We start from the raw sequence: 12837 nt of genomic DNA, 5'->3' as shown, positions 1-12837 counted from the left end.
CATCAACGTTGGCAACCCGAGACGTCGTGTGAGCAGGCGTTGGGAGCCGTTCGCGCTGATGGCGAGGCAGCGGCTCTAAGTCCCGCTTCAACGTCTGGGCGCTTGGCAGGAGGATCGCTCGTCAGTCAGAGCACCTCCGTCAGCACGAGGCCGATCAGCCCCGCAGCCAATACCCCGAGCCATGCCCAGAAGGCAGCGCGGCCATAGGGAAGGGCATGGATGGCGGTGTAGAAACGGTAGCCCTCGTAACCGCGCAGAGGGAATTGGCCGGTCACAAGTCCGAGCACTCCCCCCAGTGTCAATCCGAGGGCGATGAAGACCATGCTTGCGCCCGCGATCACCGATCCTGCGCCCAGCTCCAGATAGACGGTGCCGTTGTCGCGGACCTTGATTCGGTCGCCCGGGTGCGCTGTGTCGCTGGCAAGCTCTCGTTGAGGCTCCGGGGCCGAGCCGTCGTCGGCTGTGAACTTGCCCGAGCATCGCCGGGTCTCGTAGCGGTCCTCGGCGTCGCGGTCACTGTCGCTGTAGGAAATGTCCACCCGGCAGGAAGCGACGGTGAGTGTGCCGCCGGTGCCGGCCAGGCCCACGGCCGTCGCGAACGTCTGTGCGCCATAGGTGCCCATGAGCACGCCCGAGAGGATCATGGCCAGACTGACGGCGCGGCGGATGATGCGAGGCATGCAGCGGACGCTACAACTCAAAGGCCAGTAGCCAGGAGGCTGCCGGTCGAGCAGCCAAGCGAGCAGCCAAACCAGCGAGCATCAGCGGACGACGGCGGACCGGGGCACCCGGTCCGGCATGAGGACCAAGGGTTGGACCAGCGCCAGGGGACTGACTCGTATGTGCGGATCAGGCGTTGCCCGTCCCTTGACCGCGGTGTGCGCTGCGCCTTCCGCGAGGCGATCATCGACATGCACCGCAACTCGACCGGGTCGCCGGATGCCTTAGAGTTGGCCGCAGACGGCTGGAAGCGCCGCGCCCGCCCACTGTAAGCGCGAAGGGAGTCGCAATGGCAGCCGGTCGGATCGCGATGGCGGTGATTGGCGTGCTGATGCTGCCTCTCGGGGTTGGTGCTGTGGGTGCTGGACTGGTCGCGTTGTTAGGCGGCGTGCTCAGCTCCGACGGCGGACCGCCGACGTGTGATGGGAAGGTTATGCGCCCTGACAACCGGTGCCACATCATTCGGAACGGGCAGGGTGAGTCGGTCAGCTACGAGGAAATGGTGCGGCGTAAGGAAAGTGGGCTGCGGGACGGGCTGATCATCGGCGGCACCGCACTCGGCGGCGGAGTCGTGCTACTGCTCGGCGGCCGGTTGCTGATCCGCCGCGCCCAACCGTGACGGCGACCAGGTTGGCGAAGCCGTCAGGTGGGCCGCGAGCTGGACCGCCACCTGGAGAGGTTCGACCGGCCCGACAAGATCCGCAGGATCTGCGGAATAATTAGGCGCGACCCTGGCAGGCTATCGGGCGTATGTCCTGGTAGGAGGCAGATCTGCGCGGCGAGCGCTACCCCGTTCCTAAATCGTGTGTGGCAGTCGAGCCGCAGTGCTGATCACCCAGGCTCACGACAGCAGGCTGGGAAGCGCCATCAAGATCATGCCGTTTTGAGGCCGTCCGAGGTGGCCCCGCAGCACCCATCGTCGACCATTAATGCCAGGCATGGCAGCAGCTCAAAGGCCATGTCGTCCGATTTGATCGACTACGCCGCCGCCGGTGATCAATACCGCTGGAAGTAAGAGCCCCGGCTCCCCGACCTGGTGCGCTACCGCCGAGTTGGCTAACGAGCCGCGGAGCGCGTCATCTCGGACGACCGGGGCCTAGTGGTTCACCGACTGGCTATCGCACTGAAGTAGGGGTCGGCGGTGCGGTCGGGTAGCCCGACGGGGTCGGCGGTGCGGTCGGGTAACCGGATGGGGTCGGCGGTGCGGTCGGGTAGCCCGACGGGGTCGGCGGTGCGGTCGGCGCGGTCGGACGGTGGTTGTCGGAACTGGTCGCAGCGATTGCGATCGGCGCAGCGATGAGCACCGCGGCCAGCGTGCCGGCCGCCCCCAGTGCCAGGGTTGTGCGACGGCGTCGCCGGGCCCGTCGTTCTGCGCGGCTGAACTGGTCTGCCACTGTCGGCGCCTCCTCGGCTAGTTCGGAGAGGGTGGAGCGGATAAGGTCTTCAAACGCGGTGGTCACCGCATCACCTCCAGGCGGTGCACGTCCGGCAGCAGTTGGCGTAGTCGACCGATCGCACGATGCGTTCGGCTTCGGACGGTGCCGACGGAGCAGCCCAGGGCATCTGCGATCTGGGCCTCGGTCAGGTCCTCGTAATAGCGCAGGACCAGAACCGTGCGCTGCGCCGGCGGCAGCCGGCGCAGCGCCGCACGCATGGTGAGCCGTATGTCGGTATCACTGCTCGGATCCGGTTCGATCCCCTCGTCAGCAGAGATACGGAGGATCTCCCGGTATCGACGTAGCCGCCGCCACAGGCTCACCTGCTCCCGGTACATGACCGCCCGGACGTACCCCTCCGGGTCGGCGTTGCGCAGGGTCGGCCACTTCGCGATGGTCTTAGCCAACGCCGCTTGAAGGAGATCTTCCGCGCCGCGCGGATCTCCCGTGAGTAGGTACGCGACCCGCATCAGTGCGGGAGTGCGGCTCGCCACGAACTCGGTCAGCCGTGCGCTCTCGTCCTTGTCCAATCAACCCGCCCCTTGATCCTCGATCACTGATACAGACGCCTGGGGTTGACGGACCTATCCGCTGCCTCGTCAAAGTTTTCTAGCTTCCGGTTGGGGCGGTACGGCGCTCGTCAGGCAAAGGCACCCACGGCCTGGTCGACGCCGCCCTGTCTGGCGCCCGGCTGACGGTGGTCGGGTGAGAGCCTCGACTTTCGATCTGCATCGCCATGATCCGTGCAACTTCACGGAAATAGCTGCCTCCCGAGTCAGGGAGACAACAACTTCCGGGAAGTTGCGCGGATCTTGAAGCCGGCCGCCCCGGCCGCCCCGGCCGCCCCGGCCGCCCCGGCGACCCCGGCCACCCCAGCCCACCAGCCCCCGGCCGATCGGCCAGGCCCGGTCAGACCGGGTACGTGCGGGCCACGGCGAGCATCTCCGAGCTGTGCGAGCCCACGATCCCGACGTCAGCCGGCCGGGGGTGGAAGCCCGGCAGCCCGTCCAGCCCGTCGCTCGCGTCCATGGCGCGCAGGTCCACCCGCTCGCCCTTCGGCGCGACGGTGAGCGTCACCTCGAGGCCCTCCGGCGGCGGCGCGTGGAAGACGATCCCGAAGCCCCACTTTCCGTCGCGCGCCTCGACGGGCACCGCGCGGCCGGCCACCTCGGCGCGGAGCACCGTCGCGGTGGTGGTGTCGACGTGCAGGCTGGCGAGACGTACCGGGCGCTGGGGGGTGAGCCGTAGGCGCAGCGTCCGTTCGCCGCCCGCGGTGCTGTCGGCGAGCACGTCCAGCCGAGGGGCGGGCAGGTTCGCGGGCTGCGCCGGGCCACCGGAGAACTCGTGGTCGCCCAGGGCCGGGAAGTCGGCCGCGGACGTGCGGCCGTCCACGTACTGGCTCGTCCAGGGCTGCGGGTCGGTCTCGTCGGTGAGCCATCGGGCCGAGTTCGTGCCGGCGTCCAGGGCGTACATCAAATGGGTGGGCGCGGGGTGCGCGGCGTCGAACCGGTCGGCGCGCAGCCCTACCCCGGCGCAGACCACCGCCGCCAGCGCGGCGGCGAGCGCCGGCAGCGCGCCGAGCCGGCGGGCCCGCAGCGCCACGAGGCCGCGCTGCCCGCCGGCCTGCGGGTGCAGCAGGTCCACCACCGGCAGGGCGGCCAGCCCGAGCAGCGCCGCGACGAGCGCCCCGACCCCGGCCATCGCCATGCCGAGCGCCGGGAAGAGCAGCACCACCGTGGGCAGCAGGATCGCGACGCCCACCGCGCCGGCCACGGTCACGGTGACCACCGGCCACGGGCCGTCGATGCGGGTGCGGAGCGCCACGAGGCCGCCGAGAGCGCCGGCCAGCGCCGGCAGGGTGGTGAGGTACGCCCCGCCCGGCACCGCCACGGCGAGCAGCACCCCGAGCACGGCCAGCCAGCCCAGCCCGCCCACGGCCAGCGCGGCCGGGCCGATCCAGCGGCGGGTGAGCGCGTACCAGGCGAGGACGACCGCGGCGGCGACCGCCAGCACGGCGAGCCGGTACCAGGTCGGGCGGTACGGGTCGAGCAGCTCGGCGTAGCCGGGCCGGATCGCCGTGACCACGGCCCAGAGCGCCTGCGCGGCGAGCGGGGCGGCCACGATCGGCACCAGCGCCAGCCCGAAGCCGGCGGCCAGCCGGCCCGCCGAGCTGCGGCCCCGCCGCCGGACCAGCCAGCCGAGCGCGATCACGGCGGCCAGCGCGAGCAGGGCGAGCGGCAGGGTGAGCCAGCCCGGGTAGTGGACCAGCGCGCCGGGCACCGGGAAGTACGTGGCGTCGCCGCCGGCCCGCAGGTCGGTGAGGTCGATCCGGCCGAACTCGCGGGCCAGCCCGAGCGCGTTGTCCCCGTGCTGCTGGAGGCTGGCCCGGTCCATCCGCGCCGGGATGTCCAGCGGGGTGTGGTAGACGGCCGCACCGTCGATGTACGCCGAGTTGAGCCCCACGAAGTTCTCCGCGAGGAACGCCGTGAAGTCGGTGTCGTTGGGCAGCGCCCGGTAGATCTCCACGGCGAAGGAGGTGCCCACCGGGTGCGGCGCGGCCCGGCTGAAGACGTCCACGAGCTTCGCGTTGTCCCGGGACGTCTCGAACATGATCACCGGCCCGCTGGACCCGCGCGCCTCCAGGTTGACCACCACCCCGCCGTCGGCGGCGAGCGGGTGGGCGGAGGCGAACGCGGACGCGCCGCACAGACACGCCTCCTCGGCGTCGGTGAGCACGAGGACGATGTCGTTGCGGGGCCGTGGCCCGGCGGCCAGCGCCCGGGCCACCTCCAGGATCGCGGAGGTGCCGGCCGCGTCGTCGTTGCCACCGGGGCCGGTCTGCACGGAGTCGTAGTGGGCGACCAGGAAGACCCGCCCGGTCGGGTCGGTGCCGGGCAGCCGGGCCACCACGTTGCGGACCCGGGCCAGGGTGGCCCCGCCGGCCGCCCCGCTGAGCTGCCCGGCCTCCGGCGCCACGGCGTCCTGCACCTGTGTCTCGAGGCCGAGACCCCGTAGGACCTGCTCGACGTGTGCGCGCACCTGGTCGTTGGCCGCGCTGCCGGCCGGGTGCGGGCGCGCCGCGATGGCCTCGACGTTCCGGTACGCCCGGCCGGCGCTGAACTCGTCGGCCGGGGCGTCGACCGGAAGCGGGGCGGGAGGGCGCAGGTCCACGAGGCTGCCCGCGCCGACGGCGACCAGGGCGACGAGTGCCGCGACGGCGGCCACCAGGCGCCGTCGGGGCCGGGCCAGGGCGCGGTCGGCGCCGGGCACGCCGGCGACGTTGTGGGCGGGCGCGCGGTCCGCGGCCGGGGTGGGGGGTGCGCCCACGGGGACTCCTCGGGGACGGGGCCAGGGTGGCACCATCCTGCCCCGGCCCGGCCGGCAGCGGTACGCCCGGTGCGACGGCCGTCCCGCCGGCGGGACCGGTGGCCTCCCGCGGGTCGATGCTGGCCCGCTTTGTCCCCTAGCGTGTAGTGACCCGGCCCATGCGGGCCGGCACCGAGGCGGTCGTGTTGTGTGCGACCGTTGTGTAATACAGGATCAGCAGGGCACTCGGAAGGAGCCCGACATCACCAGCGATCTTCCGCGTCTCGCGGCGGTGACCCGGCCGTACCGGGGGGCCGGCCTGGCCGGCCCTTCCGTCGTGCCCCGGGTGCCGGGCGATCTCGGGCAGCATCCGCACGTTCCTCCGGGCGAGCGGCTCCGCGTCCTGCTGGTGGAGGACGACGAGGGGGACGCGTTCCTCGTCGGCGAGCTGCTGGCCGAGACCAACTCGATGATCGACCTCCTGGTGGCCACGAGCCTGAGCGAGGCGCGCCAGCGGATCATGGGCGTCGACTGCGTGCTGCTGGACCTCGGCCTGCCGGACGCGCAGGGGCTGGACGGGCTGCGCCAGGTGCTGGAGATGGCCAGCGGCGCGGCGGTCTGCGTCCTGACCGGGCGCACCGACGAGCACCTGGGCATCGTGGCGGTCGCCGAGGGCGCCCAGGACTACCTGGTCAAGGGCCAGGTCGACGGGGTCCTGCTGACGCGGGCGCTGCGCTACGCGGTCGAGCGCAAGCGCGCCGACGAGAACGCCCGCCGGCTGCGCGAGGTCGAGCTGCGCCAGGCCGAGTCCGCCCGTCTCGAGCGGGGCCTGCTGCCGCAGCCGCTGATGTCCACCGACCAGGTGGCCGTGCACACGTTCTACCGGCCCGGCCGGCACGCCGCGCTCATCGGCGGCGACTTCTACGACGTGGTGCAGACTCGGCCCGACCGGGTGGATGTGATGGTGGGCGACGTGTGCGGGCACGGGGTGGACGAGGCGGCGCTCGGCGTCGAGCTGCGGGTCGCCTGGCGCGCGCTGGTGCTGGCCGGCGTGTCCGACGACGAGGTGCTGCCCGCGTTGGAGCAGGTGCTCATGAGCGAGCGCCGGCTCCAGGAGATCTTCGCGACCGTGGCGACGGCTCGGCTCGACCTGGCCGCCAACCGGGCCACCGTACGGCTGGCCGGTCACCCGCCGCCGCTGCTGCTCGCCGGCGGCGCGGTGTCGCCCGTGCCGGCGCCCGGTGGCCTGCTGCTCGGCGTCCGGCCTCGCCCGCCGGTCGCGTACGACCTTCAATTCGACACCGAGGACTGGTCCCTGCTGATGTACACCGACGGCCTGATCGAGGGGCGCGTGGGCGACAGCGACGAGCGGCTCGACGTGCCCGGCCTCAGTGAGCTCCTGTACGAACCGGACAGCCGGGCGGTGCCGTTGTCCGACCTGCCGGCCTGGCTGGTCGGGCGGGCCGAGCAGATCAACGGCGGCCCGCTCGCCGACGACGTCGCCATGCTCCTGCTCACCCGGGGTGGTGGCCGGTGAGGCTGGATGTCCGCAGCTGGGGCCTCCGCCAGCGGGTGGTCGCGCTGCTCGTGGTAGGCGCCGTCCTCCTGACGGGGCTGGCCGTCGTCGAGGGCGTCCTCGCCGCCCGCAACCGCACCCAGGTCGACGCGCTGCTCAACGAGACCGGCCCGCTGCGGGTGCAGTCGCAGGAGCTGCTCAACGCCCTGCTGGACCAGGAGACCGCGGTGCGCGGCTTCGCGGTGAGCGGCGACCGTGACGACCTGGCGCCGTACGCCGCCGGGGTCGAGCAGGAGCGCGACCGGGTCGCCTCGATGCGGAAGCTCCTGGACGACTACCCGCAGATCGGCGAGGAGCTGGACGACGTCGAGGGCCGGGCCGAGCAGTGGCGGCAGGCGGTGGCCGTCCCCGTGGTCACGACGACGGAGCAGAGGGGCACGGCGGCCGGCCAGGCGCTCATCACCCAGGCGGCCCGCCAGCAGTTCGACGACGTCCGCGCCGCCGTGGAGGACCTCCAGGCCGAGATCCTCCAGGCCCGGGAGAGCAACGCCCGGGACGTCCGGCGTACGGGCAACCTGCTGGCCGTGGTGCTGGTCGCCGCCGCCCTGGTGGTGGTGATCGCCGGCGCGCTGCTGCTGCTCTCGCTGGACCGGACGGTCGTGCGCCCCATCACCGTCCTCGCCCGCGAGGTGGAGCAGGTCGCCGAGGGCAACTTCCAGCACGTGATCTCCGGCTCCGGCCCGCCGGAGTTCGTGCAGCTCGCCGACAACGTGGACGCCATGCGCCGCAGGATCGCTGCCGACCTCGCCGAGGTGCGGGAGGCCCGGGAGCGCATCGAGTGGGTCAACGGCCAGTTGCAGAAGCAGGCCGAGGAACTGACCCGCTCCAACCGGGACCTCGAACAGTTCGCGTACGTGGCCTCGCACGACCTCCAGGAGCCGCTGCGCAAGGTGGCGAGCTTCTGCCAGCTCCTCCAGCGGCGGTACGCCGGCCAGCTCGACGAGCGGGCCGACCAGTACATCGCCTTCGCCGTCGACGGGGCGCAGCGGATGCAGCGTCTGATCAACGACCTGCTGGCCTTCTCCCGCATCGGCCGGATCACCGCCGGCTTCACCGAGGTCGACCTCAACAAAGTGATGGGCGACGTGGCCGGCCAGACCGAGGCCGCCCGCCAGTACGCGGACGCCGAGCTGACCTGGTCCGAGCTGCCGGTCATCCAGGGCGAGGAGCCGCTGCTCACCAACCTGCTCGCCAACCTGGTCAGCAACTCCATCAAGTTCCGCCGTCACGACGTGCCGCCGAAGGTGCACGTCTCGGCCCGGCTCGTGGGCGCCGAGTGGGAGATCACCTGCCAGGACAACGGCATCGGCATCGAGCCCGAGTTCGCCGACAAGATCTTCGTCATCTTCCAGCGGCTGCACTCGAAGGACGCGTACCCGGGCACGGGGATCGGGCTCGCGATCGTCAAGAAGATCGTGGAGTACCACGGCGGCCGGGTCTGGGTGGACACCGACGTCCCGGAGGGCGCGGCTATCCGGTTCACGCTTCCCGCGCTGCCGAAGGACGTCCAGGCGGAGGCCGACGAGCCCGCGGCCGACGGCGGCGAGACCGCCGGCGAGGAAACCGGGGAGGCGGCGCCGGCCCCGGCCGGGGACCGGAGCGGGCCGCCGGAGCAGCCGGACGGGCCGGACCGGGCTGAGGAAGCGCCGGAAGGCGGTAGAACGGGTGGCATGAGGGAGACGGTGGGATGACCGCGCCGGCAGACGGCAAGAGCCCGATCGAGGTCCTGCTGGTCGAGGACGACCCGGGCGACGTGTTGATGACCCAGGAGGCGTTCGAGGAGCACAAGCTGCGCAACCGGCTGACCGTCGTCTCCGACGGTGCCGAGGCGCTGGCGTACCTGCGCCGCGAGGGCCAGTACGCGGACGCCGTGAGCCCCGACCTGATCCTGCTCGACCTCAACCTGCCGCGCCGGGACGGCCGGGAGGTGCTCGCGGAGATCAAGAAGGACGAGCAGCTCTGCCGGATCCCGGTGGTCGTGCTGACCACCTCGCAGGCGGACGAGGACATCCTGCGCAGCTACCAGCTGCACGCCAACGCCTACGTGACCAAGCCGGTGGACTTCGAGCGGTTCATCTCGGTGGTGCGCCAGATCGACGAGTTCTTCGTCAGCGTGGTCAAGTTGCCGCCGCGTGGCTGACACCCTGCTCGACGACGTCGGCGCGCTGCTCTGGGAGGCAGCCGACCAGGTCGTGCTCCCGCTGTTCCGCAAGCTCGACGACGCCGACGTCGCCGAGAAGGCGCCCGGTGAGATCGTCACCGTCGCCGACCGCCGGGCCGAGCAGCTCATCTCGGCGGGGTTGCGCCGACTGCGGCCGGGCTCGGTGGTGGTCGGCGAGGAGGCGGTCGCCGAGGACCCGGAGCTGCTGCGGCACCTGCGCGGCGCCGGGGACGTCTGGCTCGTCGACCCGGTCGACGGCACGTCGAACTTCGCTGCCGGGCGCCGCCCGTTCGCGCTGATGGTCGCCCTGCTCAGCGACGGCGGGCCGGTCGGCGCCTGGGTGCTCGACCCGCTGGCCCACACGCTCGCCGTGGCGCGGGCCGGTGCGGGCACGTCCGTCGACGGGCAACCGGTGCCCGCCATCGAGGCCCCGCCGGGACCCGGTGGGCTGCGCGGCGTGGCGATGACCCGGTTCCTGCCGCCGTCCGCCCGTGACCGCGTGCGTGCCGGCGGGGACCGGATCGGCGAGTTGCTGCCCGGGCAGCACTGCGCCGGGCGGGAGTACCTGGACATCCTCCTCGGGCGGCAGCAGTTCGCGCTCTTCTGGCGGACGCTGCCCTGGGACCACGCCCCGGGCACACTGCTCGTGCGGGCGGCGGGTGGCGTCGCCCGCCGGTTCGACGGCACCGAGTACAACCCGGCCGACGAGGGCCACGGCCTGCTCGTGGCGGCGAACGAGCAGGTGTGGACGGAGGTCCGCGAGGCCCTGCTCGACGGCTGATCCGCGCGCTCGGCGACAACGCCGACACGCCCCGTCGATGTTTCGTGCTGCGCGCGTTCACGGGACCGGCGGGCGGCGTCTGGTCCGGTATCGTGACCGGCGGTCACCGCCAGCAGGCCGCCGTCCGGCGCCGGCGGTGCCGCCGCCGCGCAGGATCAACCGGGGGCCGGCGGTCGATGGAAGGACGCAGTCGTGCCCAGGACAGTGCCCAGCCGGCGTCGCGCCCGCGGCCCGTTGATCGCCCTGCTCGCCGCCGTCGCGCTGCTGCTCGGCGCCGGTGCGGTGCCCGCGTACGCGGAACCGGACGAGGGCGGGAGCAAGAAGCTGCGCGACGCGCTGGACGCCACCGCCCGCGCGCACATCGAGGCCAAGGCGAAGCTCGACAACTCCAAGCGCCGGCAGAAGCAGCTGACCACCGAGCTGACCACCCTCCAGGGGCGGGTCACCGAGCTGAGCGGGCAGGTCGGCGAGGTGGCGGCCCGCTCCTACCGGATGGGGCGGCTCACCCCGACGTCGATGCTGCTCAACACCGCCTCCCCGGAGGTCTTCCTCGAGCGGGCGGCCAACCTGGACCTGATGGCCCAGCGGGACGGCAAGCGGCTGCGTGAGCTCGCCGCCGCGCACGAGCAGGCGCAGCAGGCCAAGCTCGCGGTCGACGCCGAGGTGCGGGAGCAGCAGAAGCAGCTCGCCGTGATCGCGAAGAAGAAGCGTGAGGCCGAGGCGGCGCTCGCCGAGGTGAGCTCGGGCAGCAGCGGCGGGTTCAGCGGCGGCAGCTCCACGTCGGCCAAGCCGGCGCCCCGCAACTCGGACGGCTCGTGGCCGTCGGAGTCCTGCTCGGTGGACGACCCGACCACCTCCGGCTGCATCACGCCGCGCACCCTCAACGCCCTCCAGCAGACCAAGGCGGCCGGCTACACCCGCTACGTCTCCTGCCACCGCAGCGGCGGCGGTGGCGAGCACCCGAAGGGGCGGGCGTGTGACTTCTCCGCCGCCGCGGGCGGCTTCAAGGACGAGAACGCGACAGGCGGCGACAAGGCGTACGGCGACAACCTGGCCGCGTGGCACGTCCGCAACGCCAACCGGCTCGGCGTGCTCTACGTGATCTGGTACCGGCAGATCTGGCACCCCGGCACGGGTTGGCGCTCCTACAGCGGCAGCGGCAGCCCGGCCGCCAGCCACACGAACCACGTTCATCTATCGATGTACTGACCCGCGGGGGCGGGTTGGCTGCGTACCATCGCGACGATGAGCGCCTCACCGCCCGACGTCGCGGCCCCGTCCGCGTCCACCGTTCCCGTCACCGGCCGTGCGCTGCCCAACGGGCTCGCCGCGTTCCTGGTCTTCTTCTCCAGCGGTGCCGTCCTCGTGCTGGAGACCGTCGCCCTGCGCCTCGTCGGCCCGTACGTCGGGGTGACGCTCCAGGTCACCAGCTCGGTGATCGGCATCGCGCTGGCCGCCATCGCGTACGGCGCGTGGTCGGGGGGTTGGCTCGCCGACCGGCGCGACCCGCGGCCGTTGCTGGCGCCCGCGCTGGTGCTCGCCGGCATCGCCACCGCCGTCACGCTCCCCGTCGTGCGCTACGCGGGCGAGGTGCTGCGCGGCGAGGCCGCGAGCGGCATCCTGCTGCTCGTGGCGCTGGCCGTGTTCGTGCCGGCGGCGCTGCTCGCCGCGGTCACGCCGCTGGTGGTCAAGCTCCAGCTCGCCGACCTGCGCCGCACCGGCCAGGTGGTCGGCCGGCTCTCCGGCATCGGCACCCTCGGCGGCATCACGGCGACCCTGCTCACCGGCTTCGTGCTGGTGGCCGCGCTGCCCAGCACGGTCATCCTGCTCTCGCTGGCCGTGGCGCTCGGGGTCACCGGCCTGGTCCTCGGCTGGTACCTGCACCGGCGGGCAGCCACCGAGCTGCCCGGCCGCGGCCGGGCCAAGGCGGCGCTGGCCGTGCTCGGGCTGGTCGGCGCCGGGCTGACCACTGTCGCGCCGAACCCGTGCGACGTGGAGACGGCGTACCACTGCGCGAAGGTGGAGGCCGACCCGGGCCGCGCGAGCGGGCGGACGCTGCTGCTCAACTCGGCGCAGCACTCGTACGTGGACCTGGCCGACCCGCGCCACCTGGAGTACGCGTACACGAAGTGGTTCGGCGCGGTCGCCGACGTGGCCGCGCCGGCCGGGGCGCGGCTCGACGCGCTGCACCTGGGCGGCGGCGGTTTCACGATGCCCCGCTACCTGACGGCCACGCGGCCCGGCACCGACAACCTCGTCTTCGAGATCGACGGCGGGCTCATCGAGCTGGGCGAGAAGGCACTCGGCGTACGCCAGGGGCCGGCGCTGCGCGCGGTGGCCGGCGACGCGCGGCTGCTGGTCGCCGCGGAGGCCACCGACAGCCGCGACCTGGTGGTGGGCGACGCGTTCGGGCACCTCGTGGTGCCGTGGCACCTGGCCACCCGGGAGATGGCCGCGGAGATCCAGCGGGTCACGCGGCCGAACGGCATCTACATCCAGAACGTCATCGACTACCCGCCGCTGCGGTTCATCCGCAGCGAACTGGCCACGGTGGGCGCCGAGTTCCGGCACGTGGCGCTCATCGGGCCGCCCGAGGCGATCGCCGGCGAGCACGGCTCCAACTTCGTGATCGTCGCCTCCGACGCGCCGCTGCCGCTGGAGGCGGTACGCGGGCGGCTCGCCGAGGTGGACTCCCGCGCGAGCCTGATCGCCGACGCCGAGCTGGACGACTTCGTGGGCGACGCGCTGGTGCTCACCGACGACTACGCGCCCGTCGACCAGCTCCTGGCCACCGCCTGAACGAGTGACGTGCGGACCGATTTCGACCACTGAGGTGTAGCGGGGCCGGCTCCGGGCA

10 protein-coding genes are annotated in these 12837 nt (G+C 72.7%); 7 read left to right on the top strand and 3 right to left on the bottom strand.

Going from position 1 to position 12837, the window contains the following annotated elements:
• Nucleotides 1-125: 125 nt before the first annotated feature.
• Complete coding sequence (locus ACSNOA_RS29625; protein ID WP_436663049.1) at nucleotides 126-680, bottom strand: hypothetical protein; 555 nt, start codon at nucleotides 678-680, stop codon at nucleotides 126-128.
• Between the two features lie 329 nt (nucleotides 681-1009).
• Here ACSNOA_RS29625 and ACSNOA_RS29620 point away from each other — a divergent pair, with 329 nt between their 5' ends.
• On the top strand, nucleotides 1010-1339 hold the full coding sequence (locus ACSNOA_RS29620; protein ID WP_436660908.1) for a hypothetical protein: 330 nt from the start codon (nucleotides 1010-1012) through the stop codon (nucleotides 1337-1339).
• An 837-nt stretch (nucleotides 1340-2176) separates the two neighbouring features.
• Here ACSNOA_RS29620 and ACSNOA_RS29615 read toward each other — a convergent pair.
• Both ACSNOA_RS29615 and ACSNOA_RS29610 read right to left on the bottom strand, forming a co-directional pair.
• Complete coding sequence (locus tag ACSNOA_RS29615; protein WP_436663048.1) at nucleotides 2177-2686, bottom strand: SigE family RNA polymerase sigma factor; 510 nt, start codon at nucleotides 2684-2686, stop codon at nucleotides 2177-2179.
• A gap of 379 nt (nucleotides 2687-3065) precedes the next feature.
• Nucleotides 3066-5483: a M28 family peptidase gene (locus tag ACSNOA_RS29610; RefSeq protein WP_436663047.1), complete on the bottom strand. Its 2418-nt coding sequence runs from the start codon at nucleotides 5481-5483 to the stop codon at nucleotides 3066-3068.
• A 325-nt stretch (nucleotides 5484-5808) separates the two neighbouring features.
• On the opposite strand from ACSNOA_RS29610, the gene ACSNOA_RS29605 reads away from it, so the two are divergent.
• From ACSNOA_RS29605 to ACSNOA_RS29580, 6 genes are all read left to right on the top strand, one after another.
• A complete protein-coding gene (locus ACSNOA_RS29605) occupies nucleotides 5809-6999 on the top strand; it encodes a PP2C family protein-serine/threonine phosphatase (RefSeq protein ID WP_436663417.1) in 1191 nt (396 codons plus the stop codon).
• A complete protein-coding gene (locus ACSNOA_RS29600; RefSeq protein WP_436663046.1) occupies nucleotides 6996-8729 on the top strand; it encodes a sensor histidine kinase in 1734 nt (577 codons plus the stop codon). Before ACSNOA_RS29605 ends, ACSNOA_RS29600 begins: the two co-directional genes overlap by 4 nt.
• Nucleotides 8726-9178 carry a response regulator gene (locus ACSNOA_RS29595; protein ID WP_436663045.1) on the top strand — a complete coding sequence of 151 codons (453 nt, stop codon included), beginning with the start codon at nucleotides 8726-8728 and terminating at the stop codon, nucleotides 9176-9178. Before ACSNOA_RS29600 ends, ACSNOA_RS29595 begins: the two co-directional genes overlap by 4 nt.
• Nucleotides 9171-9980, top strand: coding sequence for an inositol monophosphatase family protein (locus ACSNOA_RS29590; RefSeq protein ID WP_436663044.1), 810 nt, complete (start codon nucleotides 9171-9173; stop codon nucleotides 9978-9980). The genes ACSNOA_RS29595 and ACSNOA_RS29590 overlap by 8 nt, the downstream gene beginning before the upstream one ends.
• A 192-nt stretch (nucleotides 9981-10172) precedes the next feature.
• Entirely contained in the window at nucleotides 10173-11189 is a 1017-nt protein-coding gene (locus ACSNOA_RS29585) for a coiled-coil domain-containing protein (protein WP_436663043.1), read from the top strand.
• Between the two features lie 36 nt (nucleotides 11190-11225).
• On the top strand, nucleotides 11226-12779 hold the full coding sequence (locus ACSNOA_RS29580; protein WP_436663042.1) for a fused MFS/spermidine synthase: 1554 nt from the start codon (nucleotides 11226-11228) through the stop codon (nucleotides 12777-12779).
• Nucleotides 12780-12837: the final 58 nt, after the last annotated feature.

Source organism: Micromonospora sp. URMC 103 (assembly GCF_051386435.1).
Lineage (GTDB): Bacteria > Actinomycetota > Actinomycetes > Mycobacteriales > Micromonosporaceae > Micromonospora.
This window is presented reverse-complemented; position numbering and strand designations above follow the sequence as displayed.

Bases quoted from the DNA above. Each gene is read 5' to 3' on its own strand.
- ACSNOA_RS29620 (WP_436660908.1), top strand. From the start codon at position 1,010: ATGGCAGCCGGTCGGATCGCGATGGCGGTGATTGGCGTGCTGATGCTG.
- ACSNOA_RS29595 (WP_436663045.1), top strand. From the start codon at position 8,726: ATGACCGCGCCGGCAGACGGCAAGAGCCCGATCGAGGTCCTGCTGGTC.
- ACSNOA_RS29625 (WP_436663049.1), bottom strand. From the start codon at position 680: ATGCCTCGCATCATCCGCCGCGCCGTCAGTCTGGCCATGATCCTCTCG.
- ACSNOA_RS29580 (WP_436663042.1), top strand. From the start codon at position 11,226: ATGAGCGCCTCACCGCCCGACGTCGCGGCCCCGTCCGCGTCCACCGTT.